This is a genomic window from Nocardia sp. NPDC003482 (genome assembly GCF_053588115.1).
The window spans coordinates 79,830-103,702 of record NZ_JBSFPI010000008.1; the positions used below are offsets into that span (position 1 = coordinate 79,830).

At 65.8% G+C, this 23,873-nt stretch carries 30 protein-coding genes; 15 read left to right on the forward strand and 15 right to left on the reverse strand.

Annotated features, from left to right (window positions below):
• Positions 1-30 precede the first annotated feature (30 nt).
• The 8 genes from ACWDSJ_RS14300 to ACWDSJ_RS14335 all read right to left on the reverse strand — a co-directional run bounded on the left by ACWDSJ_RS14300 (position 31) and on the right by ACWDSJ_RS14335 (position 3,664).
• Positions 31-540, reverse strand: coding sequence for a hypothetical protein (locus ACWDSJ_RS14300; protein WP_450032128.1), 510 nt, complete (start codon positions 538-540; stop codon positions 31-33).
• On the reverse strand, positions 533-1,141 hold the full coding sequence (locus ACWDSJ_RS14305) for a dTMP kinase (RefSeq protein ID WP_450032130.1): 609 nt from the start codon (positions 1,139-1,141) through the stop codon (positions 533-535). The genes ACWDSJ_RS14300 and ACWDSJ_RS14305 overlap by 8 nt, the downstream gene beginning before the upstream one ends.
• A gap of 37 nt (positions 1,142-1,178) precedes the next feature.
• Positions 1,179-1,523, reverse strand: a complete 345-nt coding sequence (locus ACWDSJ_RS14310; protein WP_450032132.1) for a MazG nucleotide pyrophosphohydrolase domain-containing protein — start codon at positions 1,521-1,523, stop codon at positions 1,179-1,181.
• Positions 1,524-1,973: 450 nt separating this feature from the next.
• Complete coding sequence (locus ACWDSJ_RS14315; RefSeq protein WP_450032133.1) at positions 1,974-2,177, reverse strand: hypothetical protein; 204 nt, start codon at positions 2,175-2,177, stop codon at positions 1,974-1,976.
• Entirely contained in the window at positions 2,174-2,791 is a 618-nt protein-coding gene (locus ACWDSJ_RS14320) for a hypothetical protein (RefSeq protein ID WP_450032135.1), read from the reverse strand. Before ACWDSJ_RS14320 ends, ACWDSJ_RS14315 begins: the two co-directional genes overlap by 4 nt.
• A gap of 90 nt (positions 2,792-2,881) precedes the next feature.
• On the reverse strand, positions 2,882-3,109 hold the full coding sequence (locus tag ACWDSJ_RS14325; protein WP_450032137.1) for a hypothetical protein: 228 nt from the start codon (positions 3,107-3,109) through the stop codon (positions 2,882-2,884).
• 6 nt (positions 3,110-3,115) lie between these two features.
• Entirely contained in the window at positions 3,116-3,436 is a 321-nt protein-coding gene (locus tag ACWDSJ_RS14330) for a hypothetical protein (RefSeq protein WP_450032139.1), read from the reverse strand.
• Between the two features lie 6 nt (positions 3,437-3,442).
• The gene (locus ACWDSJ_RS14335; protein ID WP_450032141.1) at positions 3,443-3,664 is read right to left on the reverse strand and encodes a hypothetical protein; all 222 of its coding nucleotides are present in this window, start codon (positions 3,662-3,664) and stop codon (positions 3,443-3,445) included.
• A 385-nt stretch (positions 3,665-4,049) separates the two neighbouring features.
• Between ACWDSJ_RS14335 and ACWDSJ_RS14340 the strand changes: the two genes are divergently transcribed.
• The 3 genes from ACWDSJ_RS14340 to ACWDSJ_RS14350 all read left to right on the forward strand — a co-directional run bounded on the left by ACWDSJ_RS14340 (position 4,050) and on the right by ACWDSJ_RS14350 (position 7,410).
• Complete coding sequence (locus ACWDSJ_RS14340) at positions 4,050-5,477, forward strand: helix-turn-helix domain-containing protein (protein ID WP_450032143.1); 1,428 nt, start codon at positions 4,050-4,052, stop codon at positions 5,475-5,477.
• Positions 5,474-6,400 (forward strand): phosphotransferase family protein, encoded by a 927-nt coding sequence (locus tag ACWDSJ_RS14345; RefSeq protein ID WP_450032145.1) that lies wholly within the window; start codon positions 5,474-5,476, stop codon positions 6,398-6,400. The genes ACWDSJ_RS14340 and ACWDSJ_RS14345 overlap by 4 nt, the downstream gene beginning before the upstream one ends.
• Positions 6,401-6,501: 101 nt before the next feature.
• On the forward strand, positions 6,502-7,410 hold the full coding sequence (locus ACWDSJ_RS14350; protein ID WP_450032147.1) for a transposase: 909 nt from the start codon (positions 6,502-6,504) through the stop codon (positions 7,408-7,410).
• Here the strand turns inward: ACWDSJ_RS14350 and ACWDSJ_RS14355 are convergent.
• Together ACWDSJ_RS14355 and ACWDSJ_RS14360 are read right to left on the reverse strand one after the other, a co-directional pair.
• Complete coding sequence (locus ACWDSJ_RS14355; RefSeq protein ID WP_450032149.1) at positions 7,407-7,748, reverse strand: histone-like nucleoid-structuring protein Lsr2; 342 nt, start codon at positions 7,746-7,748, stop codon at positions 7,407-7,409. The two genes, ACWDSJ_RS14350 and ACWDSJ_RS14355, sit on opposite strands and share 4 nt — an antisense overlap.
• Positions 7,749-7,845: 97 nt before the next feature.
• The gene (locus ACWDSJ_RS14360) at positions 7,846-8,070 is read right to left on the reverse strand and encodes a helix-turn-helix domain-containing protein (protein WP_450032151.1); all 225 of its coding nucleotides are present in this window, start codon (positions 8,068-8,070) and stop codon (positions 7,846-7,848) included.
• Positions 8,071-8,218: 148 nt separating this feature from the next.
• On the opposite strand from ACWDSJ_RS14360, the gene ACWDSJ_RS14365 reads away from it, so the two are divergent.
• A complete protein-coding gene (locus tag ACWDSJ_RS14365; RefSeq protein ID WP_450032153.1) occupies positions 8,219-8,488 on the forward strand; it encodes a hypothetical protein in 270 nt (89 codons plus the stop codon).
• 17 nt (positions 8,489-8,505) lie between these two features.
• Positions 8,506-8,838, forward strand: coding sequence for a hypothetical protein (locus tag ACWDSJ_RS14370; protein WP_450032155.1), 333 nt, complete (start codon positions 8,506-8,508; stop codon positions 8,836-8,838).
• A 29-nt stretch (positions 8,839-8,867) separates the two neighbouring features.
• Here ACWDSJ_RS14370 and ACWDSJ_RS14375 read toward each other — a convergent pair whose 3' ends face one another.
• Positions 8,868-9,185: a helix-turn-helix domain-containing protein gene (locus ACWDSJ_RS14375; RefSeq protein WP_450032157.1), complete on the reverse strand. Its 318-nt coding sequence runs from the start codon at positions 9,183-9,185 to the stop codon at positions 8,868-8,870.
• 842 nt (positions 9,186-10,027) lie between these two features.
• Positions 10,028-10,366: a histone-like nucleoid-structuring protein Lsr2 gene (locus tag ACWDSJ_RS14380; RefSeq protein ID WP_450032158.1), complete on the reverse strand. Its 339-nt coding sequence runs from the start codon at positions 10,364-10,366 to the stop codon at positions 10,028-10,030.
• Positions 10,367-10,643: 277 nt separating this feature from the next.
• On the opposite strand from ACWDSJ_RS14380, the gene ACWDSJ_RS14385 reads away from it, so the two are divergent.
• From ACWDSJ_RS14385 to ACWDSJ_RS14395, 3 genes are all read left to right on the forward strand, one after another.
• The gene (locus ACWDSJ_RS14385) at positions 10,644-11,423 is read left to right on the forward strand and encodes a DUF4389 domain-containing protein (RefSeq protein ID WP_450032160.1); all 780 of its coding nucleotides are present in this window, start codon (positions 10,644-10,646) and stop codon (positions 11,421-11,423) included.
• Between the two features lie 42 nt (positions 11,424-11,465).
• Positions 11,466-11,933, forward strand: a complete 468-nt coding sequence (locus ACWDSJ_RS14390; RefSeq protein WP_450032162.1) for an NUDIX domain-containing protein — start codon at positions 11,466-11,468, stop codon at positions 11,931-11,933.
• Between the two features lie 64 nt (positions 11,934-11,997).
• Positions 11,998-13,464 carry a sensor histidine kinase gene (locus ACWDSJ_RS14395; protein ID WP_450032164.1) on the forward strand — a complete coding sequence of 489 codons (1,467 nt, stop codon included), beginning with the start codon at positions 11,998-12,000 and terminating at the stop codon, positions 13,462-13,464.
• Between the two features lie 6 nt (positions 13,465-13,470).
• Here the strand turns inward: ACWDSJ_RS14395 and ACWDSJ_RS14400 are convergent, their stop codons facing one another.
• Complete coding sequence (locus ACWDSJ_RS14400; RefSeq protein ID WP_450032166.1) at positions 13,471-14,052, reverse strand: hypothetical protein; 582 nt, start codon at positions 14,050-14,052, stop codon at positions 13,471-13,473.
• A 137-nt stretch (positions 14,053-14,189) separates the two neighbouring features.
• Positions 14,190-16,658, reverse strand: coding sequence for a phosphoketolase family protein (locus tag ACWDSJ_RS14405; RefSeq protein WP_450032168.1), 2,469 nt, complete (start codon positions 16,656-16,658; stop codon positions 14,190-14,192).
• 105 nt (positions 16,659-16,763) lie between these two features.
• On the opposite strand from ACWDSJ_RS14405, the gene ACWDSJ_RS14410 reads away from it, so the two are divergent.
• The 7 genes from ACWDSJ_RS14410 to ACWDSJ_RS14440 all read left to right on the forward strand — a co-directional run bounded on the left by ACWDSJ_RS14410 (position 16,764) and on the right by ACWDSJ_RS14440 (position 23,161).
• Entirely contained in the window at positions 16,764-17,333 is a 570-nt protein-coding gene (locus ACWDSJ_RS14410; RefSeq protein WP_450032170.1) for an FKBP-type peptidyl-prolyl cis-trans isomerase, read from the forward strand.
• A 104-nt stretch (positions 17,334-17,437) separates the two neighbouring features.
• The gene (tig, locus tag ACWDSJ_RS14415; RefSeq protein WP_450032172.1) at positions 17,438-18,808 is read left to right on the forward strand and encodes a trigger factor; all 1,371 of its coding nucleotides are present in this window, start codon (positions 17,438-17,440) and stop codon (positions 18,806-18,808) included.
• A gap of 197 nt (positions 18,809-19,005) precedes the next feature.
• Positions 19,006-19,602 carry an ATP-dependent Clp protease proteolytic subunit gene (locus tag ACWDSJ_RS14420; RefSeq protein WP_387367122.1) on the forward strand — a complete coding sequence of 199 codons (597 nt, stop codon included), beginning with the start codon at positions 19,006-19,008 and terminating at the stop codon, positions 19,600-19,602.
• 28 nt (positions 19,603-19,630) lie between these two features.
• Positions 19,631-20,296, forward strand: coding sequence for an ATP-dependent Clp protease proteolytic subunit (locus tag ACWDSJ_RS14425; RefSeq protein ID WP_387367119.1), 666 nt, complete (start codon positions 19,631-19,633; stop codon positions 20,294-20,296).
• 279 nt (positions 20,297-20,575) lie between these two features.
• Entirely contained in the window at positions 20,576-21,859 is a 1,284-nt protein-coding gene (clpX, locus tag ACWDSJ_RS14430) for an ATP-dependent Clp protease ATP-binding subunit ClpX (RefSeq protein WP_387367117.1), read from the forward strand.
• Between the two features lie 128 nt (positions 21,860-21,987).
• A complete protein-coding gene (locus tag ACWDSJ_RS14435; protein ID WP_387367114.1) occupies positions 21,988-22,581 on the forward strand; it encodes a TIGR03086 family metal-binding protein in 594 nt (197 codons plus the stop codon).
• A 124-nt stretch (positions 22,582-22,705) separates the two neighbouring features.
• A complete protein-coding gene (locus ACWDSJ_RS14440; RefSeq protein ID WP_450032175.1) occupies positions 22,706-23,161 on the forward strand; it encodes a MarR family winged helix-turn-helix transcriptional regulator in 456 nt (151 codons plus the stop codon).
• Positions 23,162-23,300: 139 nt separating this feature from the next.
• Here the strand turns inward: ACWDSJ_RS14440 and ACWDSJ_RS14445 are convergent, their stop codons facing one another.
• Complete coding sequence (locus tag ACWDSJ_RS14445; RefSeq protein ID WP_450032177.1) at positions 23,301-23,834, reverse strand: hypothetical protein; 534 nt, start codon at positions 23,832-23,834, stop codon at positions 23,301-23,303.
• Between the last annotated feature and the right edge of the window lie 39 nt (positions 23,835-23,873).

Consider the following 23,873-nt stretch of genomic DNA (forward strand, 5'->3'; position numbering starts at 1 on the left):
GAAAATCCCCTCGCGTGGGGCCGCTTCACCCTAATTAGTGAGTGCGGGCTGGTGGTGCGGGTGAAAGAGCTGCGCCAAACTGGTGCAGGAGCTGATGTTGTAGTCACCCCCGTCCTCAAGTACCGGAATTCCCAATTGCACGGTCGCCACAAATAGCGCGACTTTGGCCTTATGCTCACCGATGCCAGGAAATTCAGACAGGCGACGGATGAACTCGCTGGCAGTGACACGAGGTGCCCAGATATTTCGTGCGTCACCGTCGTAGCGTTCGGTAACAAGGTAGGCGATTTCGTAGGCATTGTGCGCCATCCGCTTCGTGAACGGATGAATGGCGGGCGACTTTGCGAATGCCACCGCAAACTCACCCTCATCAAGGGTGATAATCGCGCCAGGCGACAGGGTGCCAAGCCGCTCCTCTAGCCGGTGCGGCGCTTGCCAAGCGTAGTCGGCACGAACTTGTTGGTTGAACAAGACGCCGAGTACGAAGGCAAACCCAGATTCGGCACTGTCGATTCGGCGAATCGGTAGAACGTCAAGCATCGTCACTCCTGGTCACGTCGAGGATGGCGCGAGAAATGGCGTGCGCGGTGTCGTCTTCGGAAGAGCTGTCGCTGTTGTCGATATGCACTGTCTGAGTGCCTTGTTTTTCCATAAATTCGCTCGCCTCCCGATAGAAGTCAGATTCTATCTGAGGGTCGGTCTGTTCGAGGCGAGTATGGCTCGCACGCAGCCTGCGGCGGCGCAATAGGCTCGGTATATCTGCGAGCAGAAAAATATTGAGGTCGGGCAAGGGGAACCTGCGATTGAGTGCCCACACTTGGGAAAACGAGACACCATCGACAACTTGGAACACGAGCGAGGAAGCGATGTACCGATCGGTGACAACGATGTCATGTGTCTTGAGTGCGGGGAGGACTGTGTCGGCGAGATGGGCTGCCCTATCGGCTGTCAGTAACTCCGCCAGCCGATAACCGGAATGCTGCTGCTCATTATCAAGACGAAAATTCGGCGTCGGCTCCTTGGTGAAGAGTGCAGACACACCCGCATGCTCCAACAGAAGCCGAGCGCGCATGAGAACACTCGTCTTTCCCACGTTTTTCGGGCCGTCGACTGCGACGAATATTCCCTTGGTATCTTTCATCTTCTCCCCAACGGCCCGAATCTACGTGCGGGGCCGGTTACTCCGTCTTGTCCGTGTCCGGGCGGCTCACCCAGGCACGCCGTTTATTCAATTCTTCTTTGTCGCGGAACGCCTGCTCAAGTTCGATGCCGAGGCGATTGGCAATCGAGCAGACGTAGATCAGAATGTCGGCCAGCTCCTCCTCGACCGTTCCCACCGACGATTTCTGATCCAATCGCATCTTCTGCTGCTTGCGTACCGCCTTGAACAACTCCCCAACTTCCTCGCCGAGTAGAAGGCACGCCTGCTGGACGGTGTTGCCGTCGAACCCGCGTTCGAATTCAAGCTGGCTCACATACTCTTGAATAGCTTTGAGGTCAGGATTGCTAGAAAGGGTTGGCATAGCTCATAGTAAAACAAATTGCAATGATACGTGCAAATTTTCTACTGGTGCGTCCGTTTCCAGCCACTCTGAAAGCAGACGCTACCGACAAACCCCCGGATTGTTGACGATAGTTACGTAGTCCAGAGAGTCTAGCCGAGAACGCATGTGCACGCTCCGAAACGATGTCTAGATCAGTTGACATCATCCTCCCTGTAGCGGTGGCGCTGGTCGCTAATTCTTGGTATTTCCCGCGTATCGTCCTCATCGCTCCACCAACGAATTGGCCGGGGAGGCAATGGGCGCGGTGATCGGTCATCATGCTTCAGCTGCCCCTCCCATTCAGCCCGTCGTGGTGTCCTTTCTCCCTGGTGCTCGTCGGAACCCCAATACGCCCCGATCCGGTAGCTGAGCACGGCCGTGAAGAACACCGACCCCGGCCACAGCACAAGGACCAGCGAGGCGGCCACGTCAGTGGCCGTCCTCATCCTGCGTAAGCAACAAGCAGGCCGCCTCCAAATGCACCACGCACTCGTCCGGGTGATGGTCTTGGTGGACGAAGCGCAGCTCCTCGGCCCGCTCGTGCGTCAGGTCCATGAGGTGGGCATGGCACAGAACTTCCGCCAGCACGCTGTCCGCGCGAACGAACGTATGATCCGGCACCGGAAAGCTCACGACGGGTTCCCGCCACTCGTGGAGGGATGCGGCCACACCCGCCGGGGCGGAAATTCTGTGCCATCACCCTCCGGGCCCTGCTCCGGTGGCAAGCGCAAGCGTCCGGCCTGGACCGCAGTCACCAGCTCGTTGAACGACGCGATGCACCAACTGAGTTCGGCAGCATCACGCTCCTGGTGAGCCGGATCGTTCTGCCGCAGGGCATAGAGGACGTACTTCCACACCAACCACGCCACCCACTGCCCATAAGTTGACGGGCTGAGCGGCGTATCACCCTGGCAGGCAATATCTTTCGTGTGGCCACCTGCTTCACGGTCGATGAACCAGATGTGCAGATTCAGCTGCTCATTCAGTTGGCTCATGTCTGTCGGCCGCTGCTCAAAGACGTGCCGCCAGATACCTACTAGTTCCCGTACGCCGCGCGACATGACCGTGGTCGGCTGCTCGACACCGGCACACACCTGCAGGAAGGCACCAGCGTCCGGCAGCGGCGTATCCGGGGTGGCTTCGACGGGCGGCACGGTGAAAGCCAGCGGGCGGTCAGGGGTGAGGCCGTAGTAGACGTGGTGTGTCGGAAGATCGGTCGACGATTCGGCCTGGTGGTCGTCAGGCATGAGTGAAAGATCCCTTTCGGCTGCGGAGGGCTCGAAAAGCATTGGTGGGCAATACGTTCGATGCGAGCGGCGCGGGCCCGGTGGTTAGCTTCAGTCCCACAGCTCGCCGCACGGCAATGGCGGCAACCCCGGCCGCACGTCATCGTCGACCGTCACCACCAACTCGAAGTCCGCCAACGCCCCCGCAAGTTCCTCGGCCACCTGCTCGGCTTGGTCAGCCGGAGCCTGGTAGTCCAGCGAGAGAGCGCCGGATTCGATGTGGAGGTGGCGGACCCGGCGGGAAGGGCGTGGTGGCCGAGACGAACCTGTGGTGGGCATGGTGGACTACATGCCGGGCGGAATGCGGCGGCCAGTTTCGATCTCGGCCGCCAAGTAGTCGTAGCCCTGGCACAGCTCGAACAGCTGCGCTGCTTCGGGAAAGTCCTCGGTCAGGCAGTGGCGGGCCTTGTCGTACATCGCTTCCCACAGCCGCGCCATCCGCGCCACGACCTCGCCCACCGATTCGGTGTGTAGCGGCTCCAGCGGCGCCCACTCGGCCACGGCATCCGAAGCGTCGCAGGGTGAATGACCCATGGCAGGTTGCCCGAGCGAGCAGTCGCCGGGCCCGCGGTCGGGGTGGTGATCGTCATTAGCGGTGGTGGTCATGGCAGATCACCGTGGGTGCGTCGTCGAGGGCACCAAGCGGCCGGAGTTCGCCAGCGCTCCGAGCGCGGCCGCCTTGCGCGGGCATTTCGTTGCCCGACAAGCGATGTGGAACTGCATCACCGCGTGGGCCCGGTCGACCGTGAAGGGTGTCTCCGGGGCGGCGTGGGTTTCCTGTTCGGAAAGAGTGAGGGAAAGGGCGAGGGTGTGGTGCATGGCCAGGGTGTGCATGATCGAGACCTCGGTTCGTGGCGAGAGGATCAAGGACCGCACCCGGCACCGGGGGCTCGTAGCCACCGGCCTGCCTGTCCTCCGGCAAACCGGTGCGCCTTCAAGGGCTTGAGGGCGTCGCCCCGGTGCCGGGTGCAGGTCAAGCGTTTATCCGAAGGCCAAGCAGCCCAAGGCCCGCCACGCATAGCCCCATTGGGCCTTGACAGCCCTGTATTTGGTGGGTTTACCTGGCAAAACGCGGTACGCGCCACGAGGCGAAACCGGCCGAAAATACGGGGCATTTCGCGTTTTTGGCGAGTCGGTTTCGGCAGGCGGCGCGCCGGTCGACATCAGGGAGCGGAGAGCGACCATGAGCAGGCGAACACTGGGGTGGTGTACGTGCACCGTGGAGGGGATAGCCTCGATCAACGATTGTTCATCATGTGCTTATGCGGGTGAAATTGCATCGCGCCTCCCGGCCGGGTTCTATGAAACGCAGCAGCTGCGAACGGCGCTCAGCCGCTACGACTTCGGCGCGGTCTTCCTGGCGGTGCGTAAGCAAGCAGGCATCAGTCAGACCCAACTCGGTCTGCTGCTAGATATCAGCCAATCGCGCATCTCCGCGGTCGAGCGCGGCGAGCGCGGCATTGGACATGTCAAGGTGGTAGCGCGCGTTGCCACCCGCCTGGGCATCCCGGCTCACTTGCTCGGCTTCGTTGCCGGTGTGACCGGTAGCCTGGCGAACAAGGAGGTGAGTTGGGTGGACCGACGAGATTTCTTAGTACTCCTGACAGCAGCCACACTCGGCTCGAACTTGCATCCGGAACTCGCCCGGCTCGGCAATCAGCTGCCGGGCGAGGCGGTGCCGTCGTCGCGGACGCACATCGGCGCTTCCGACATCGACGCCATCGAGGCGATCACGGACGGGTTCCGGCGCTGGGATCTGGCACACGGCGGCGGCTTGTGCCGCAGCGCCGCGCTGACACAGTTGCATCAGGTGCGCGCGCTCCAAAACGCCTCGTGCTCAGACGATTTGCGTCCGCGTTTACTGATCGCCACGGCCGAACTGGCGAGCATGGCGGGCTGGCTGGCCTACGACGTCGAAGATCATGACGCCGCCCGCAAGCTGTGGACCTACGCCCTCGACGCCGCGCATCAAGGCGAAGACCATCCGCGCAGCACCGATCTCACCATCAGCGTGCTGCTCGACATGGCGCACCAATCGCTGCACCTGGGTCGACCGGACGAAGCGCTCAAGGTGACCCAACTGGCGCAGGCCACGTCCGGGAACCGGAAACACCCGGCGGCGATCACCACCGAGGCGTACGTTTTCGCCGTCCTCGGGTGGTGCCGGGCCACGCAAGGCGAGGTCGAACCGATGCGCCGGGCACTCGGCCAGTCCGAACAACGTTACGACGACGCCACGTCCGCCCCGGTGCCACCGTGGGCACGCTGCTGGCGCGGCGTGGTGTCCGAAGCGGAGATCACCGCACAGCAGGGCTACGCCATGCACCTGCTGTCCAAGACGCAGCCCGAGCACGCCCCCGCGGCCGCCGATCTGCTCAGCACGGCGGTTGGTACCTACGAGACCGTCCACGCTCGCAGCCGCGCCGTCAACCTGCCGCCGCTGGCCTCGGCGCAGTTCCGCGCTGGTGATACCGAGACGGCAGTGAAGACGGGCTACCAAGCGATTTCGGCGATCGGGAAGCTAGCGTCGACACGCTGCTACGCGCGCCTTCGGGATCTGTCCGCCGCGGCCGCACCCTTCGCTCGCCGGTCCGACGTCGCCGAACTGCGCGCCGACATCCAGGCGGCCATGCCGGTGGTGGCGTGAGGCTGCCGTCACCAGGCGGCTCGGACAGTGAACTGCCCGGTACCGAGGCATTGGATACGGTCTGTCGAACGTTCGGCATCGCCAGCCGGGCCGCGCGCTTGCTGCACACACGGTCTAACGCCGTCTATCTGCTTCCGGGCGAAGCAGAGAGCGGGATCATCGTTCGTCTGGCGCCCGATACCGACCTGCGCCGCCAGCGGGCCCACGCCGCCATCGCCGTCACGCGCTGGCTGAACATGCAATCGACGGAACCAATTGGCCTGCAACCACTTTCCGGTCCGCAACCCGTCGTCGCTGACGGTGCGGTCGCGACTTTCTGGCCGTACCGTCCCACGCCCAGGCGGCCGACGCTGGACGATGTCGCGTCGGTGCTGCGCCGCCTACACCGCCAGCCCCTCCCACCGTTTCCGCTCCCCGAATACCGGCCGCTGCACCGCCTGCGCGAAGCACTCGACCTGGAGGATGCCCGCGAGCAGCCCGAGCTGTCAGCGGATGACCGCCAATGGATCAGAAAACGTGCCGCGGAACTGGTCGACACCTACCAGGTGACGCGCTTCCCCTTGGGCCACGGCGTAGTTCACGCCGACGCCCACACTGAGAATCTGGTGTGGGACGGCGACGGATACGTGCTGATCGACTGGGACCAATGCTGCATCGGGCCGAAGGAGCTGGACCTCATCGGCGGGCTGCCCGATCATTTCCAGCGCCCAGAGACCGAGCGGCGGGAGTTCCTCGACGCCTACGGCTACGACATTCTTGGCTGGTCAGGCTGGCAGCTGCTCCGCGACATCGCCGAACTGCACTCGATCGCGTCGTACATCCGTCTGGCACCGCACAAACCAGCGGCCGCCGAGCAGCTGGAGGTGCGGGTCCAGTCGCTGCGAAGCGGAGACCGACGCGCGCGGTGGCAGGCAGTTTCGTGACAGGCGCGCTAGGACGAGAGCCCGGAGTCGAACCGCCACACCAAGTAATTCCAGCACTCATGTTTGACGAAACGACGCATTCGGTTCAGAATAAGTATTGAATGAACGATGGCTATCCGCAATACGAACTGCTGGCAAAGTATCTCGATCCCCAGTTTGGCAATATTTACGAATACAACCTGCCGGATGGCGGTCAGGTTGGCTTCAATATCCAGCGGTGGACACCCGAACTGCGGCAGACGATCACGAAGTACCTCCTGCACCATTGTCCAGCCAATGTTTTCGCCGAGCTGTGCTCGCCGGAGCGCGACGACAAAGCCGAACCCCGTTCCCGCGAAGCCGCCGTCGACGACCTGCTCGACACCTCGGAACCGTGGGAGCTTGCCGTCAAGGTTCATGATGCTGCCGTGGCCGCGGTGCCCACACTCAACCAGTTGCTCGGTGGGATGACCGACTGGCCATCCGAAGATGCGCGCGCGGACACGATTGCCTGGCTGGAGCGCCATGCTGACAGCCAGGCCGTATACGAGACGGCCCTCGCGAGCCAGAAGGCGACACTGAAGCAACTCGATCGCACTGCACGCCCCGACGACCTGGTGCGTCTGCTGACGCCACCCCAGCTCCTCACCGCGTGGGAAAATGCTGTTGGCTCGACGCCGACCGATCTAACCGATGCCGAGTGGCGACTACTCGTCCCACATTTTCCGTGGCGGCGGAATGCCGGTGGGCATGAGGGCATTCGGCCACTGTCCGAGCAAGAGTTGACAAGGAGGCGAAACTTCCTCAATGGGTTGCGCTACAAGTTTCTGGGCGGCAACGACTGGAGTCAGATTCCCGACCGGTATGGCGGCAGTGCGGCCTACCAAACGTGGTACTACTACTGCCGCCGGGGCCTATTTGCCGCACTTCGTGACGGCATCAAGGACAACCCCGATGCCGCCGACCTGGTCGACTGGCTCGATCGCATGAACGTCAAACCCAGGCGATCACCACGCTGGGCGAGGCGCTAGCTCGCCTTGTTGTACGCCTCGATGACCTCCCCCTGAATCCGCCCGCGGCTCGACACCTCGTAGCCGTTCTTGCGGGCCCACTCGCGAATCGCCGCACTCTGGACCTTGTCCGTGGAGGTCGACGTCGACGCGCCGGTGTGGCGCCTCCCCCTGGCGATCCGGCCGACCTTGCGAGCAGGTTTCACCCACGGCTCCAACGTCTCCCGCAGCTTACCCGCGTTGAGTGTCGACAGGTCGATTTCGTACTCAACGCCGTCGATCGCGAAGCGGATCGTTTCTTCGGCCTTGGACTTGCCGTCATAGTCGTCGACCAGCTCGACGGTGACCTTCTTTGCCATGCGTTTCGACCCCTCTTGAGTAGGAAGTTCTTCAGGCGAGATAACCGTAGCCCGACGCAAGGCTATACACCACTTCGAAGGAGCAGTTCCGTAGCGGCTATAGCCGCTCGAACAGATCGCCAGTTGGTACGTGCAGCGCCTTGGCGAGCTTCTGCAAGGTCATCAAGCGCGGCCATCGCTTGCCGCGTTCGATCGCCGCAATCGTCGGTAGGGCCAGATCAGACCGCTCGGCCAGTTGCTCCTGCGTCAGACCACGCGCTCGACGAAGCTCAGCAATCTTTTTGCCGAAGGTCTTTAAAGCGGCTGCTTCTCGGATATTCATTCACCACAAGCGTATCTGATTTACCGGCATAGTGACAGATACAGGTTGTATCGGTGACCGTACTATGTTACTGTAATTTACAGATATAGCTGATACAGAATGTATTGGTTATATGAGCAGCGGATTTCGCTGCAAGCGATAATGAACGATGAAGTCACCAGAACCACACTCGACCGCCGAATACCGTGTTATGCGGAAGTACGCCAAGCTCTACGGGCCCTTGGTCGAGTTGGCGAGGGCGGTGCAGCAGCTGGAGCCGACCGGCGCTGCGGTGGATGAGGTGGAGTTCACTCCCAGAAACGAACGGGGCATGCGCGTCGCCTACAAGGCCAGGCCGGTCAGGATTACTATTTGCGACGGGCAGCAGCGGTTCACGCTACAGCTAGAAGACCTCGCCGGGGTCGAGAAACGTAATTAAAAAGGGGACAATTTAATATGACGATACAACGCAACATCGAGCAGGTCCATGGCGCTGCACGCGAATACAGCGACGTACTGAGGCTGCTGGCAGACAACAACTACCTCGCAAGCATTGCCGACACCGGCGGCGGCTGCGAGTCAATTGAGGTTAGCTTGCCTAACGGTGGACGCATACTCATCAACGACAAGAACGAGCTGCTTGCGTGGGAACGCATTAACCATCGAGGCTGGTTCGCAGGGTTTTACGATGGAGACGACAAATTCGTGTGCTCCGCATCGACTGATGATGGTTCGGCGGAAGGACTTGTACTGCTTCTAGATCAGTTGGCCGCAGGTGTTGGCCGATAGCGACATGCAGACAGGGCCCTCGCAGTAACTTAGCGCTCCCTGCCATGCGCATCCCTTAGCCGTACCCCGCGCCCGAGCAGCACGTCCCTGATAGTCCCTTTTGGTTTGCCAAGCTTCTGGCCAACGGCCAGAAGCGACAGCTTCTCCTCCTGATACAGCTTGACGGCAAGATCAACTTCCTCCATAGTCATTGGCTGACGGCGCATTTCAACACCGTTGTCCTTGAGGAGCTTCAAGATCCCGGACTTCGCTACGCCGAACTGGCGAGCAAGCTCCGTTGTCGGCGTTCCCGCTTCGTACGCCTCGACGATCTGTGCCTGCGTCTGTGGCGACAACCGTCGTCGCAAGTAGCGAGGTTGAGGGACCTCGATGCCTGTGTCCGCAGGTGAGCGAGGCGGTGAAGCCTCAGCGACCTCTATGACCCTTCGAAGTTCCGCTGCTTGCAATCTGTTGGAGTAGCGGCTTAGGAGGCCGACCATGGGCTGATCGGATCCTTGACTTGGGTAACGGGCCGGGGTGGGTTCTGGTGAAGGGCGAAACTCGTCGCCGTCGAGGAGTAGGGGTATACGCCCACGGCGGTCGCCGGATGGGTGTCCGGGTGTCGTGCGACTGCCCTCGGTGTCCTCGTCCTCGGCTCGTCGAGCACTCACCGCCTCATTCGCTGCCGGTGTGCTCGGTTGGTAAGCCCGGTATTCCGGCCGAGAGCTTCGAGGAAATACTCGAAGCCGTATGAGCCGCTCGTCTGGGGCGAAATCGGTTGAGCGGCAACAAGACCGTCACCCAGATTCATGACCTCGACCTGGTGACCGGGGTGATCGCCTCCGCGGCTTGGCCTAGGACCGGTTCGCTATGTGCGGCACCTGCTCGACGCGGGCAGTTACAGCGACGCCGTGGGGCGGCGGCTCGCCGGTGCGACGGCCGAGATGATGACCGCCGCGACAGGGGACCAACAGGCCGTCCGATAGAGCGGCGATATCGCGCGGGCTTGCTCGGTTCTCACCGCGACATTGCCGACAGTCTCGGGTCTGGCTTCAGCCCGGATGCAAAAGCGTCTGAATGAGACAGCTGCCGCGTTGCGGGCCTATGTGAAAGTGCCTGAGGTGCGCCGGTTTCTGGGGATGGTGGCGGAAAAGGCTACTCAACCCCCGAATTCGTAGGGTATGGCTCAGACGGAACCAGGGTGCCGCCGCTAACTCGCCTTGTTGTACGCCTCGATGACCTCGCCCTGAATGCGTCCGCGGCTCGACACGTCGTACCCGTTCTTGCGCGCCCACTCCCGGATGGCGGCGCTCTGCGCCTTGTCCGTCGAGGTCCTCGACGTGCTGACGGTGCGCTTGCCCCGGGCGATCCGGCCGACCTTGCGGGCGGGCTTCACCCACGGCTCCAACGTTTCCCGCAACTTGCCCGCGTTGAGTGTCGACAGGTCGATTTCGTACTCGACCCCGTCGATGGCGAAGCGAATCGTCTCCTCGGCCTTGGACTCGCCGTCATAGTCGTCGACCAGCTCGACGGTGACCTTCTTTGCCATGCGTAACAGCCCTTTCGTCGCGCGGTGAATTGCCGGAGGGCTCATGATAATACGGCGGTCTCGAATCACCGCGGGGGATCGGAAACGCGGACGTCTAAGCGCCTTGTAAATTCCGGTTCGAACGGTACTTACTGAACGTTGCGAAGGTTCTGTGCTTGAGTACGGGGGTTCCGAATTCGGCATCGACTTCCTCTGGGCATGTCTCGGTTCGACCGCGCGAGCGAAACCTCGGCGTGGATCCCGCGATTCGCTGGGGAGTTGCCTATCGTCTGCGAATATGACCGTCGCCCCCGGACCGCTGCCCGCCGCCGAGGCACCCGAACCCGTCGAGCTGGATATTCTGGCGCCCTACCCGCAACGCCGATGGACCGTGCTGCTCCGGTTGCTGCTGGCGATTCCGCAGCTGATCGTGGTCTGGGCGCTGCAAGTGGCGGTCCTCGTCGTGGTGATCGTCGGGTGGTTCGCGGCGCTGGTCCTGGGGCGGTTGCCGCAGTGGTGTGGGGAGGTGTTGCGGGGGATCGTGGCCTACGAGGTGCGGGTGGGGGCGTATGTGTTGCTCGTGGTGGATCGGTATCCGCCGTTCACGTTCGAGGCGGCGCCCGCGGATCATCCGGTGCGCGTAAGGTTTCCGGCGCCGACGCGGTTGAATCGGGTGGCGGTGTTCTTCCGGTTGGTGCTGGCGCTGCCGGTGCTCGTCGTGACGAATCTGTTGTACGCGGGGTGGTCGAGCGTGGCGATCGTCGTGTGGGTGGTGGTGCTGGTGCTCGGGCGGCAGCCGCGGGCGTTGTTCGAGGCGTCGGCGGCGGGACTGCGGCTGCACCTGCGGACCTCGGCGTATGTGTATCTGCTGACGCCCGCGTATCCGTGGGGGCTGTTCGGGGACGCCCCGGCCGCGGGGACGGCCCCGCACTCGCCGACCCGGCCGCTGCTCGTGTCCACCGCGGGCCGGGTGCTGCTGGTGCTGTTCCTGATCCTGGGGATCATCGCCGAGGCCACCGGCGGCGGGGTCTCCACGACCGACGACGGCGACGGCGATTCGTCCGAGACGACCGCGTAAGCCGTTGGCGGCGCGCGGGTTTCGATGCGGCAGACTGCGACCATGAGATACAGCGCGGGAGTCCTGGTCTATCGGCGGCGGCCCGGCCTGGAGGTGTTGCTCGGGCATATGGGCGGACCGCTGTGGGCGCGCAAGGACGCGGGGGCGTGGTCGGTGCCCAAGGGCGAGTACGAACCCGGCGCCGAGGAGCCGCGGGTGGCCGCGGCGCGGGAGTTCACCGAGGAACTCGGGCTGCCGGTGCCCGCGGGGGAGTGGGTGGACCTCGGCGAGGTGCGCTACAGCGGCGGCCGCAAGCAGGTCGTGGTGTGGGCGGTCGAGGGCGATCTCGATCCCGCCGACGTCGTGCCGGGGACCTTCGAGCTGGAATGGCCGCCGCGCTCGGGCCGGACGCAGACGTTCCCGGAGATCGATCGGGCCGCGTGGTTCGCACCGGACCTCGCCCGGACCAAACTGTCCGCGGGCCAGCGGCCGCTCATCGATCGGCTGATCGAGCGCCTCGGCGCGGGCTGAGCGCTCAGCAAACGCCCAGGACCGACGCAGCCCGCTCCCAGCGCCCGGCGGTAGACCTGGACCTATGATCAGAGCGCTGACCCGGGCGGGAATCGCGCGCCGGGTCTCGGCGATCCCGTTGCGCGTGGGCCTCGTGGTGGCGATGGTGACACTGGCCGGAATCGTCCTGGCCGCATCGGGTTTCGCCGTCACCTCCGCGCTGTCGAGATCGCTCACCGCCCGCATCGATGATCAGCTCTACGACGCCGCGCGGGACTGGGCGAAACCGCGCCCGGTGACCCGCGTCGACTCGCCCGAGGGCGTGCGCTACGTCCCGGCCGGGATGCCCGGCCCGCCGCCGCAGGCGCAGGACGCCGATCAGCCGCGGCGCTTCTTCGAGGTGCGCAGCCTGCCCGACGGCGAGGTCTATCTGGACCATCGCGAGGGATCGGCGCCCGATCTGACCGAGGTGCACGGATCCGGTCCGGTCACGGTCGATTCCGCCGCGGGCGGGGATACGAAGTGGCGGGTGCTCACCGTCGCCAACGACTACGGCTCCACGGTGATCGCGTTGCCGCTCACCGACAATCGCGACACCGTGTCCCGGCTCATCGTCTTCGAGACCGGCACCGGCCTCACCGCGCTCGTATTGCTCGGTGTCGCAGGCTATTTCGTGGTGCGCCGGGGTCTGCGCCCGCTGCGCGAGGTGGAGGAGACCGCCGCGGCCATCGCGGGCGGGGACCTGAACCGCCGGGTGCCGGTGCGGGGCGTGGACACCGAGATCGATCATCTCGCGCGCTCGCTCAACGCTATGCTCGCCCAGATCCAGCACGGCGTCGCGGCCACCGAGGCGTCCGAGGAGGCCGCGCGGCGGTCGGAGGCCAATATGCGCCGGTTCATCGCCGACGCCAGCCACGAGCTGCGCACCCCGCTCACCACCATCCGCGGCTTCGCGGAACTGTATCGCCAAGGGGCGAGCCCGGATCCGCATCTGGTGCTCGAACGGATCGAGGCCGAGGCCGCGCGGATGGGCGTGCTCGTGGAGGACCTGCTCATGTTGGCCCGGCTCGACGCGCAACGGCCCCTGCGCCGCGCGCCCGTGGATCTGCTGTCGCTGGCGGGTGAGGTCGTGCACAGCGCTCGCGTCATGGCCGAACGGGAGCATCCGATCGATCTCGACATCGCCTCGGGCACAGGCACTCTGGAGGTCTCCGGCGACGCGGGGCGGCTGCGGCAGGTGTTGATGAACCTGGTCGGCAACGCGGTCGCGCACACCCCGCCGGGCACGCCGATCACGGTGCGGCTCACCCCGGAGGCCGAGCGGGTGCGCGTCGAGGTGATCGATCGGGGCCCCGGCCTGTCCGAGGACGCCGCGGCGCGCGTGTTCGAACGCTTCTACCGCACCGACAGCTCCCGCACCCGCGCCAGCGGCGGCACCGGACTGGGACTGTCGATCGTGCAGGCACTGGTCCAGGCGCACGGCGGGCGGGTCACCGTGACCAGCGCGCCCGGCGCGGGCGCGACCTTCACCGTCGAGCTGCCGCGCGGGTGAGCCGAATCAGCTTGCGGTGGCGAGTTGTTCGACCAGCGACAGCGCGTCCTCGATCAGTTCGACCCGGCGCAGCTCGTGGACGTGCAGCGGATGCACCGGCCGCGGCAGGCTCCAGGTCGGCGGCAGGTTGCGGCGGCGGGCCGCGTAGGCGGTCATCAAATCGCGGGCCAGCCGGGCGGGGGAGATCCGGTCGGTGACATGGGTGGAGATCACCAGCACCAGCAGATGTTCGGCCGGATCGTCCAGACCGCCGAGCACCCGGAACGATCGCGCCCGCACGGGTGCGGCCGAGACGGTCGGCGCCGGCCCGGTCACGAATTCGTCCACCGCCCGGGACAATTCGCCCGGCGTGACCAGCACCGGAACGAGATCGGGAATCGGCGCGGCCTCCGGTGCTAACACCAGATGCGCCGCCGCCGATTCCACCGTACGAAGGGGTTCGTGCCGGGCGATCAGATCGGCGACCGCGTCGCGCAGCCCGACCGCGTACAGGTAACCGGTGAATCGCAGCGCGAACGAGGTCGTGCCGGTGACGGTCTCGGCGTGCCACGGAGGCGTGGGCATCGTGCCGGTGCTGCGCAACTGCATGCGGTTGTCCAATCCCTCATCCCTGCCCCTGTTGCCAGGGGCAATGACGGGAGCTTATAACCGCACGCACGGTTTTGGTGGATTGTATTCATTCTTAATCGGTATGACGACTTGGCTACCATCGCGCGACCGCGCTCTCAGGACCGCTGGTAGGGCCAGGTCCAGTCGGCCACCTCGGGGATGTCCTCGCCGTGTTCGCGCGTCCACGACCGCGCCGCGAGCCGCGCGTCGACCATCTCCTGCCGCAGTCCCGCGGCCCGCGCGCCCAGTCCCGGCACCCGGTCGATGACGTCCATGACCAGGTGATACCGGTCCAGATCGTTGAGCATGACCATATCGAACGGCGTTGTGGTGGTGCCGTTCTCCTTGTAGCCGCGCACATGCAGTTCGCCGTGGTTGGTGCGGCGGTAGGTGAGCCGGTGGATGAGCCACGGGTAGCCGTGGAAGGCGAAGATGACGGGCCGGTCGGTGGTGAACAGGGTGTCGAACTCGCGGTCGGGCAAACCGTGCGGGTGCTCCTCGGTGGGCACCAGGCGCATGAGATCCACCACGTTCACCACGCGGATGCGCAACCGCGGCAACCGGTCCCGCAGGATGGCCGCGGCGGCGAGGGTCTCCAGCGTCGGCACATCCCCGGCGCAGGCGAGCACGACATCGGGGAGGGTGCCCGGTTCGTCGTTGTGGCCCGCCCAGTCCCAGATGCCCACCCCGCGCGCGCAGTGCGCGGCGGCCTCGGGCACCGACAGCCAATCCTGTTGCGGCTGTTTGCCCGCCACCACGACATTCACGTACTGCCGCGAACGCAGGCAGTGGTCGTAGATGGACAGCAGCGTGTTGGCGTCCGGCGGCAGGTACGCCCGCACGATCGAGGGCTTCTTGTTCAGCACGACATCGAGGAAGCCGGGGTCCTGATGGGTGAACCCGTTGTGGTCCTGCCGCCACACATGCGAGGAGAGCAGGTAGTTCAGGCTCGGAACCGGCCGTCGCCAGGGCACTTTCGCGCTCGCGTCCAACCACTTGGCGTGCTGGTTGAACATGGCGTCGACGATGTGGATGAACGCCTCGTAGCAGGTGAACACCCCGTGCCTGCCGGTCAGCAGATAGCCCTCGAGCAGGCCCTGGCACATGTGCTCCGACAGCACCTCGATCGCCCGGCCGCGGCGATCGAGGCCCACGTCGAACTCGCCGATCTCGGCCTGCCAGTTGCGGCCGGTGACCTCGAGGATGTCCTGGAGTCGGTTGCTGGCCAGCTCGTCCGGGGCGAAGGTGAGGAAGTTGTCGGGGTTGGCGGCGGTCACGTCGCGCAGCCACGCGCCCAGCACCCGGGTCGCCTCGTGTTTGCTCGCACCGGGTTCGGTGACCTCGACGCCGTACTCCCGCCAGTCGGGCAATCGCAGATCCCGCAGCAGCGCACCGCCGTTGGCGACCGGGTTGGCGCTCATGCGGCGCTCGCCGATCGGATTGAGCCGCAGCAGCCGGGGTTTCGGGCGGCCGTCGTCGTCGAACAGGTCCTCGGGGCGGTAGGACCGCAGCCACTGTTCGAGCACCGCGCGGTGCGAGGCGTCCGAACGCGCGCCGGGCAACGGGACCTGATGCGCGCGGAAGGTGCCCTCGACCCGATCGCCGTCGACCACCGGCGGACAGGTCCAGCCCTTCGGGGTGCGCAGCACGATCATCGGCCAGGTCGGTCGCGTGCCGTCGGCGCCCGCGCGGGCGACGCGCTGGATCTCGGCGATCCGGTCCAGGCACGAGTCGACGGCCGTGGCCATCGCCTGATGGACCGTGGCCGGGTCGTCGCCCGCGACCACGATCGGCTCGTACCCGTAGCCGCGCAGCAGCGACACCAGTTCGGACTCCGGAATGCGGGCCAGCAGCGTCGGATTGGCGATCTTGTACTGGTTGAGCGCCAGGATCGGCACGACCGCGCCGTCGCGCGCGGGGTTGAGGAACTTGTTGGCGTGCCAGCTGCCCGCGAGCGGTCCGGTCTCCGCCTCGCCGTCGCCGATCACGCAGAACACGGTCAGCTCCGGATTGTCCAGCGCCGCGCCGAACGCGTGCAGCAGCGAATAGCCCAGCTCGCCGCCCTCGTGGAACGATCCGGGCGTCTCCGGGGCGCAGTGGCTGGGCACGCCGCCGGGGTAGGAGAACTGCCGGAAGAACTCCCGCATCCCCTCCGCGTCGCGCGGAATGTGGCTGTACAGCTCGGAATACGTGCCCTCGAGCCAGCCGCACGCGTTGGGTCCCGGGCCGCCGTGTCCCGGGCCCGCCACGAAGACGGCGTCCAGCTCGCGGGCCAGGATCGCCCGATTGGCATGGGCCCACACCAGATTCAGCCCCGGGACGGTGCCGAAGTGGCCGAGCAGGCGCGGCTTGATGTGCTCGGGTTCCAGCGGTTCGCGCAGCAGCGCGTTGTCCATCAGATAGATCTGGCCGACCGCCAGATAGTTCGCCGCGCGCCACCAGGCGTCGAGGTCGGCGAGCTGATCGCGATCGAGCGGGCCGGGCGCCTCGCCGAGGCGGTACGGCTCGGGTGCGACGGTGTCGCCGCCGCGGCTGCCGACATTGTCGGCCGAGGTGTCGCCCCCGGCGCTGGCCAACTGGGTCATGCGAACTCCTCACGTGGGTGTCGCGAAGGGCCTACCCATCCTGCGGCTCGCCAGTCACGCTACCGGCGCACGGCGGAGTCGGCGCGGTGGAATAGGGTGCCGCCCATGACCTCTCTGGCCCGGATCCTCGGCTCGACCGCGCTCGCCGCCGCCGCGGTCGCGCTCACCGCCTGCGGCAGCGGCGACGATACGAGTACGCCCGCGCCCTCCTCGTCCGCCCTCGCCCGCCCGTCGACCGCCGCGGCGACGCCCACCGCGAGCCACGGCCGCGAATGCGCCGCCGAGGACATCGGCGTCACGGGCGGCTTCGGCGAGGCGCCGACCATCACCATCCCCGAAAACTGCGATCCGCCGACCAAGCTGATCACCAAGGATCTCGTCGCGGGCAGCGGCCCGGGCGCGGTCGCGGGCCAGCCGTTGACCATGAACTACACCCTGGTCACCTGGTCGGATCGCCAGAAGCTGGACAGCTCCTTCGACAGCGGCGAGCCGTTCCAGCTGACTCTCGGTGCGGGCAAGGTGATTCCGGGCTGGGACCAGGGCCTGCTCGGTGTGCAGCAGGGCGCGCGCCGGCTGCTGATCGTCCCGCCGAACCTCGGTTACGGCCGCGGCGGCAACGGCATCAAGCCCAACGAGACCCTGGTCTTCGTCACCGACGCGGTGAAGGTGGGCTGACGCGCGGCCGATTGCAGTCCGGTCGGTGCCGTCGACTAGCCTTAGCTGGATGTGATCGGGGGGAAACCGACATCGTCACAACGAACAGAACGAGGAGCATGTCCGTGAAGAGCACCGTCGAGCAGCTGAGCCCGACCCGGGTCCGCATCAATGTCGAGGTGCCCTTCGAGGAACTGAAGCCCGACTTCGACAAGGCGTACAAGGCGCTGGCCCAGCAGGTGCGCATCCCCGGTTTCCGGCCGGGCAAGGCCCCCGCCAAGTTGCTGGAGGCCCGCCTGGGTCGCGGCGCGATCCTCGAGCAGGTCGTCAACGACGCGCTGCCCGCCAAGTACGGCGAGGCCGTGCAGACCTCCGAGGTGAAGGTCATCGGCCGCCCCGAGATCGAGATCACCAAGATCGAGGACGGCGAGGAGCTGGCCTTCACCGCCGAGGTCGACGTCCGCCCCGAGATCGAACTGCCCGAGTACTCCAGCATCGCGGTCACCGTGGACCCGATCTCGATCTCCGACGAGGACATCGAGGACCAGCTCCAGTCGCTGCGTCAGCGCTTCGGCACGCTGAAGAACGTCGAGCGTCCCGTGCAGGACGGCGACTTCGTCTCCATCGACCTGTCGGCCACCGTCGACGGCCAGGAGGTCAGCGAGGCGTCGACCACCGGCCTGTCGCACGAGGTCGGCTCGGGCCAGCTCATCGAGGGCCTGGACGAGACCCTGATCGGCATGACCGCCGAGGAGTCCAAGGAGTTCACCTCCACCCTGGTGGCCGGTGAGTTCGCGGGCAAGGAGGCCGTCATCACCGTCAAGGTGAACTCGGTCAAGGAGCGCGAGCTGCCCGAGGCCGACGACGAATTCGCCCAGATGGCAAGCGAATTCGACACCATCGAGGAACTGAAGACCGATCTGCGCGGTCGCGTGGAGCAGTCCAAGAAGGTGCAGCAGGCGGGCGAGATCCGCGACAAGGTGCTCGAGGCGCTGCTGGAGCGGACCGAGGTGCCGCTGCCCGAGGGCGCGGTGCAGGCCGAGGTCGACGCCGTGCTGCACGACGCGGTGCACGGCTTCGACCACGACGAGGCCAAGCTCGCCGAGGCCCTCGAGGCGCAGGGCTCCTCCCGCGAGGAGTTCGACAAGGACACCAAGGAGGCCGCCGAGCGGTCGGTGAAGACCCAGCTGCTGCTGGACGCCATCGCGGAGAAGGACAACACCCAGGTCGGCCAGGACGAGCTGACCGAGCGGATCCTGTTCCAGTCGCAGCGCTACGGCATGTCGCCCGAGCAGTTCATCCAGCAGGTGCAGCAGGCCGGCCAGCTGGGCGCGATCTTCGCCGACGTGCGTCGCGGCAAGGCGCTCGCGGGCGTGGTCGGCCAGGCCGCGGTGACCGACACCGAGGGCAACACGGTCGACACCGCCGAGATGTTCGGCGACCCGGCCGCCGAGGAGGCCGACGCGGCCGAGGCCGTCGAGGCGAGCGCCGAGTAATCATGCATCACCAGCGCGAACGTCCGGGAATGGTTGCGAGCGTTGCGCTGTGAGCGAAGCGAGGGCGGTACCGGGAGTTCGGTGCCGCCCTGCTTCGTTAGGGTTTGTGTCAGCGAATCAGAAATGGCCGTGCTAGCTAGCACCGTGCCGGTGAGAGAGGGCAGGTATCCGTGACAATCAATCAGGCAGGGCCGGTCATGACGTCCCCCACTGCTGGGCTCAACCTCAGTGATTCGGTCTACGAGCGCCTGCTGCGGGAGCGCATCATCTTCCTGGGCACCCAGGTCGACGACGACATCGCCAACAAGCTCTGCGCTCAGATCCTGCTGTTGTCGGCCGAGGACCCCACCCGCGACATCGCGCTCTACATCAACTCTCCCGGTGGTTCGGTGACCGCGGGCATGGCGATCTACGACACCATGCAGCTGGTCGAGTGCGACATCGCCACCTACGGGCTGGGCCTGGCGGCCTCGATGGGCCAGTTCCTGCTGACCGCGGGCACCAAGGGCAAGCGGCACGCGCTGCCGCACGCGCGGATCATGATGCACCAGCCCTCGGCGGGAATCGGCGGTTCGGCGGCCGACATCGCCATCCAGGCCGAGCAGTTCGCCCACACCAAGCGCGAACTGAACGAGCTGCAGGCGTTGCACACCGGGAAGTCGCTCGAGCAGGTCACCGCCGACGCCGACCGCGACCGGTGGTTCACGGCGAAGGAGGCCCTGGAGTACGGCTTCATCGACCGGGTGATCTCGCACGCCCGCCAGGTCGGCGACAGCAACGGCGCCGCCCAGTAGCTCACCCATTCGAGACTTGGAGACGAAGATGATCATCGATCCCCGCGCCGGCCTGTCCGGAACCGCGCCCGCCGGGCCGCAGTCGCGCTACATCCTGCCCTCGTTCATCGAGCACTCGAGCTTCGGTGTCAAGGAGTCCAACCCGTACAACAAGCTGTTCGAGGAGCGCATCATCTTCCTCGGCGCGACGGTGGACGACACCTCGGCCAACGACATCATGGCCCAGCTGCTGGTGCTCGAGTCGCTGGACCCCGACCGCGACATCACGATGTACATCAACTCGCCCGGTGGTTCGTTCACCGCGCTGATGGCCATCTACGACACCATGCAGTACGTGCGCGCCGACGTGGCGACCGTATGCCTGGGTCAGGCCGCCTCCGCGGCCGCGGTGCTGCTGGCCGCGGGTACCCCCGGCAAGCGCGCCTGCCTGCCCAACGCCCGCGTGCTGATCCATCAGCCCTCGCTCGAGGGCGGCATCCAGGGCCAGGTCTCCGACCTGGAGATCCAGGCCGCCGAGATCGAGCGCATGCGCCGCCAGATGGAGAAGACCCTGGCCCGCCACACCGGCAAGGACGCCGACACGATCCGCAAGGACACCGATCGGGACAAGATCCTCACCGCCGAGGAGGCCAAGGAATACGGCATCATCGATACGGTGTTCGACTACCGGAAGTTGAGCGCCCAGAAGAAGTGACCCGCGGCTGCCTTCCGTCGTCGTGGCGGAAGGCAGCCGGAGTGAGAAACGTGCCCCAAGTTGTCGACCTGTTTCGCGTCGACCGGGTACGGTCACTTCAGGGACCTTTGCTCATGGTTGTCGGCACGGTCGAAGGCCTGAGAACGCACTGCCGAAGCTTCGAAAAATCCGATCAGCGCACGACACTGATCGATGTGGGCGGGTAGCGTAGTTCGAAGGCGGCTTGTCGGCTTCCGAGACAGACGGTTGCACGCGGACAAGGAAGTAGGGACCCACGAGATGGCGCGCATCGGTGATGGCGGCGATCTGCTCAAGTGCTCGTTCTGCGGAAAGAGTCAGAAGCAGGTCAAGAAGCTCATTGCGGGACCGGGTGTATACATCTGCGACGAGTGCATCGATCTGTGCAACGAGATCATCGAAGAGGAGCTGGCCGAGTCCAGCGAGGTGAAACTCGACGAGCTGCCCAAGCCGGCGGAGATTCGAGAGTTCCTCGAGCAGTACGTGATCGGCCAGGATTCGGCGAAACGCACGCTCGCCGTCGCGGTGTACAACCACTACAAGCGTATTCAGGCCGGGGACAAAGGCCGCGACAATCGCGGCGAACCGGTCGAATTGTCCAAGTCGAACATTCTGATGCTGGGCCCCACCGGCTGCGGGAAGACCTACCTCGCGCAGACGCTGGCCAAGATGCTCAACGTCCCGTTCGCGATCGCCGACGCCACCGCCCTCACCGAGGCGGGCTATGTCGGCGAGGACGTCGAGAACATCCTGCTCAAGCTGATCCAGGCCGCCGACTACGACGTCAAGCGCGCCGAGACGGGCATCATCTACATCGACGAGGTCGACAAGATCGCCCGCAAGTCCGAGAACCCCTCGATCACCCGCGACGTGTCGGGCGAGGGTGTGCAGCAGGCGCTGCTGAAGATCCTCGAGGGCACCCAGGCCAGCGTGCCGCCGCAGGGCGGGCGCAAGCATCCGCATCAGGAGTTCATCCAGATCGACACGACCAACGTGCTGTTCATCGTGGCGGGCGCGTTCGCGGGTCTGGAGAAGATCGTGCAGGACCGGGTCGGCAAGCGCGGCATCGGTTTCGGCGCGGAGGTGCGGTCCAAGGCCGACATCGACACCGCCGATCACTTCGCCGAGGTGATGCCGGAGGATCTGATCAAGTTCGGCCTGATCCCCGAGTTCATCGGCCGCCTGCCCGTCGTCGCCTCGGTCACCAACCTGGACAAGGACTCGCTGGTCCGCATCCTGTCCGAGCCCAAGAACGCGCTGGTGAAGCAGTACGTCCGCCTGTTCGAAATGGACGGTGTGGAACTGGAGTTCACCACCGACGCGCTGGAAGCCGTTGCGGACCAAGCCATTCTGCGCGGCACGGGCGCCCGCGGCCTGCGCGCCATCATGGAGGAAGTGCTGCTGCCGGTGATGTACGACATCCCCAGCCGCGACGATGTGGCCAAGGTGGTCGTCAACGCCGATACGGTCAACGACAATGTGCTGCCGACGATCGTGCCCCGCAAGCCGGTCGCGCGGACCGAGCGCCGGGAGAAGTCGGCGTAGTTCCCCGCTTTCGAACGGGCCCGGGAGATTCGTCTCCCGGGCCCGTTTCGTTGTGTCGGCTCGCGCTTGGTCAGCGGGCGTAGATAATAAGCGTAGACATACGATACTCATGCGCTTACTATTCTTGTATGACAGACATTCGAGACCTCAACCGCCGCGCGGTCGACTACAGCGTCGAGATCGTCGCCCACGCCAAGCCCGACGACCTCGATCGACCCACCCCCTGCTCCGCCTGGAACCTCCGAGACCTGTTGTCCCACATGACCGCTCAACACCGAGGCTTCGCCGCCGCCGCCCGAGGCGAGGGCGCCGACCTGGCCGTCTGGCAACCCACTCCCCTCGGCGACGACCCGGTGGCCGACTACGCGGCCGCCGCCACCGAGGTGACCACCGCCTACGCCTCCCCCGACGTCCTGACCAGAGACTTCGCCCTCCCCGAATTCGCCGAGGGCTTCACCGCCCCCGGCCACCAGGCCATCGGCTTCCACTTCATCGACTACGTCGTCCACGGCTGGGACGTCGCCCGCGCCCTCGACCTCGACTACCACCTCCCACCCGCCCTCGCCGACGAGGCCCTCCGCATAGCCCTGGCCGTCCCCGACAACGAATACCGCCACATCCCCAACGCCCCCTTCGCCCCCGCCCTCCCCACCCCCACCCCCGCCGACCCCCTCACCCGAATCCTCACCGCCCTCGGCCGCTCCCCCCACTGGCCCCACTGACCGGCAACCCAGCCGCACCCCTTATCCGAATCCGCACCCCTTCCAGGGCCCCACAAAGGGTGCGGATTCCAACAAAGGGTGCGGCTGTGCTGCCGAACCTGGGGGAGTGGATATGTTGGGCGGCATGGGTGAGGTGGAGCGGCCGGATCTGGCGGCGATGATCGTGCCGTTGGGGCGGATTCTGATGGCGTTGGAGAAGCCGGTGCTGGCGGAGCACGGGGTGAGCATGTGGGGGTACAGCGTGTTGGTGGCGCTGGGGCGGGGGACCGCGCGGGGGCAGGGGGTGCTGGCCGAGGAGATCGGGGCCGACAAGACGCGGATCATTCCGGTGCTGGACGAATTGCAGGCGCGGGGATGGATCGAGCGGCGGCCGGATCCGGCGGATCGGCGGGCTCGGTTGCTCGCGCTCACGCCCGAGGGGAGGGCCGTGCGGGACGCCGTGCAGGCGGACATCCAGGCCAGAGAGGAAGCGCTGCTCGGGCGGCTCGATCCGGCGGACCGGCGCGGGTTCCTCAATGCCCTGACCACTCTCGCGGCATTGCCGCGCGAGGAGATCACCGGCGAGAGCGCCACCCCGTAGTGACGCCCCCCCGCGACCTCGCTATCGAACTCGGTGACGACCGATGCCCCCAGTCGCGCCCGTTGCCGAAGATCGCCGTTGATCCTCCGTGGTTCGCCGTTGAACCTTTGTCCGATGTCTGCTCATCGCCTACGGTGACTCACCTGTTACGACGGCCCGGCAGCCGGAAAGTCATCGGCGCGGGATCGCGCAACCGGACCCGTTCGCGCGGCGCGGCCAGCAGGGCGGCCAGGCCCAGCACGGGCAGCAGGATCACCGACAACAGGCTGAGCGTGTAGTTCCCCGAAGACATTTCGGCCGGTTTGTGCGCGGCGTGATAGATCAGATGGATCACCCCGAACACCACCCACCCCAGCCCGGCCACCCGGGCCAGCAGACTGTCGCCGAAGTACAGCGCCGCCCCCGCCACCGCCGCGAGCCCGAGGAAGAACGCCCCGACGTCCCCGGCGAGGTGATGGTTGTAGGGCCCGTCCATCGCGACCCAGTTCATCCCGAGCCCGGGAAAACTGCGGTACCACGCCTCCGGCGCGACCGTCGCCCACAGCCCCACATACGCCCCGATGACCGCGAGCGCGCCGAGCGCGATCTGCGTGATCAGCCACCGGCGTCGATTCACGTCCAGCCGCATCCGCACCCGCAGGTTGTCACCCGCCCGTTGCACCGAGATCCGCATCGGGGCCTCCCGTTCGCCGTCGCATTCCGGTGCCCACAC

Excerpts from the sequence above, each read along its gene's own strand:
- ACWDSJ_RS14300 (WP_450032128.1), bottom strand. The coding sequence starts at position 540 with ATGCTTGACGTTCTACCGATTCGCCGAATCGACAGTGCCGAATCTGGG.
- ACWDSJ_RS14305 (WP_450032130.1), bottom strand. The coding sequence starts at position 1,141 with ATGAAAGATACCAAGGGAATATTCGTCGCAGTCGACGGCCCGAAAAAC.
- ACWDSJ_RS14310 (WP_450032132.1), bottom strand. The coding sequence starts at position 1,523 with ATGCCAACCCTTTCTAGCAATCCTGACCTCAAAGCTATTCAAGAGTAT.
- ACWDSJ_RS14320 (WP_450032135.1), bottom strand. The coding sequence starts at position 2,791 with ATGCCTGACGACCACCAGGCCGAATCGTCGACCGATCTTCCGACACAC.
- ACWDSJ_RS14325 (WP_450032137.1), bottom strand. The coding sequence starts at position 3,109 with ATGCCCACCACAGGTTCGTCTCGGCCACCACGCCCTTCCCGCCGGGTC.
- ACWDSJ_RS14330 (WP_450032139.1), bottom strand. The coding sequence starts at position 3,436 with ATGACCACCACCGCTAATGACGATCACCACCCCGACCGCGGGCCCGGC.
- ACWDSJ_RS14335 (WP_450032141.1), bottom strand. The coding sequence starts at position 3,664 with ATGCACACCCTGGCCATGCACCACACCCTCGCCCTTTCCCTCACTCTT.
- ACWDSJ_RS14350 (WP_450032147.1), top strand. The coding sequence starts at position 6,502 with ATGAACGATGGCTATCCGCAATACGAACTGCTGGCAAAGTATCTCGAT.
- ACWDSJ_RS14355 (WP_450032149.1), bottom strand. The coding sequence starts at position 7,748 with ATGGCAAAGAAGGTCACCGTCGAGCTGGTCGACGACTATGACGGCAAG.
- ACWDSJ_RS14360 (WP_450032151.1), bottom strand. The coding sequence starts at position 8,070 with ATGAATATCCGAGAAGCAGCCGCTTTAAAGACCTTCGGCAAAAAGATT.
- ACWDSJ_RS14365 (WP_450032153.1), top strand. The coding sequence starts at position 8,219 with ATGAAGTCACCAGAACCACACTCGACCGCCGAATACCGTGTTATGCGG.
- ACWDSJ_RS14370 (WP_450032155.1), top strand. The coding sequence starts at position 8,506 with ATGACGATACAACGCAACATCGAGCAGGTCCATGGCGCTGCACGCGAA.
- ACWDSJ_RS14380 (WP_450032158.1), bottom strand. The coding sequence starts at position 10,366 with ATGGCAAAGAAGGTCACCGTCGAGCTGGTCGACGACTATGACGGCGAG.
- ACWDSJ_RS14385 (WP_450032160.1), top strand. The coding sequence starts at position 10,644 with ATGACCGTCGCCCCCGGACCGCTGCCCGCCGCCGAGGCACCCGAACCC.
- ACWDSJ_RS14390 (WP_450032162.1), top strand. The coding sequence starts at position 11,466 with ATGAGATACAGCGCGGGAGTCCTGGTCTATCGGCGGCGGCCCGGCCTG.
- ACWDSJ_RS14395 (WP_450032164.1), top strand. The coding sequence starts at position 11,998 with ATGATCAGAGCGCTGACCCGGGCGGGAATCGCGCGCCGGGTCTCGGCG.
- ACWDSJ_RS14400 (WP_450032166.1), bottom strand. The coding sequence starts at position 14,052 with ATGCAGTTGCGCAGCACCGGCACGATGCCCACGCCTCCGTGGCACGCC.
- ACWDSJ_RS14405 (WP_450032168.1), bottom strand. The coding sequence starts at position 16,658 with ATGACCCAGTTGGCCAGCGCCGGGGGCGACACCTCGGCCGACAATGTC.
- ACWDSJ_RS14410 (WP_450032170.1), top strand. The coding sequence starts at position 16,764 with ATGACCTCTCTGGCCCGGATCCTCGGCTCGACCGCGCTCGCCGCCGCC.
- ACWDSJ_RS14420 (WP_387367122.1), top strand. The coding sequence starts at position 19,006 with ATGACGTCCCCCACTGCTGGGCTCAACCTCAGTGATTCGGTCTACGAG.
- ACWDSJ_RS14425 (WP_387367119.1), top strand. The coding sequence starts at position 19,631 with ATGATCATCGATCCCCGCGCCGGCCTGTCCGGAACCGCGCCCGCCGGG.
- clpX (WP_387367117.1), top strand. The coding sequence starts at position 20,576 with ATGGCGCGCATCGGTGATGGCGGCGATCTGCTCAAGTGCTCGTTCTGC.
- ACWDSJ_RS14435 (WP_387367114.1), top strand. The coding sequence starts at position 21,988 with ATGACAGACATTCGAGACCTCAACCGCCGCGCGGTCGACTACAGCGTC.
- ACWDSJ_RS14440 (WP_450032175.1), top strand. The coding sequence starts at position 22,706 with ATGGGTGAGGTGGAGCGGCCGGATCTGGCGGCGATGATCGTGCCGTTG.
- ACWDSJ_RS14445 (WP_450032177.1), bottom strand. The coding sequence starts at position 23,834 with ATGCGGATCTCGGTGCAACGGGCGGGTGACAACCTGCGGGTGCGGATG.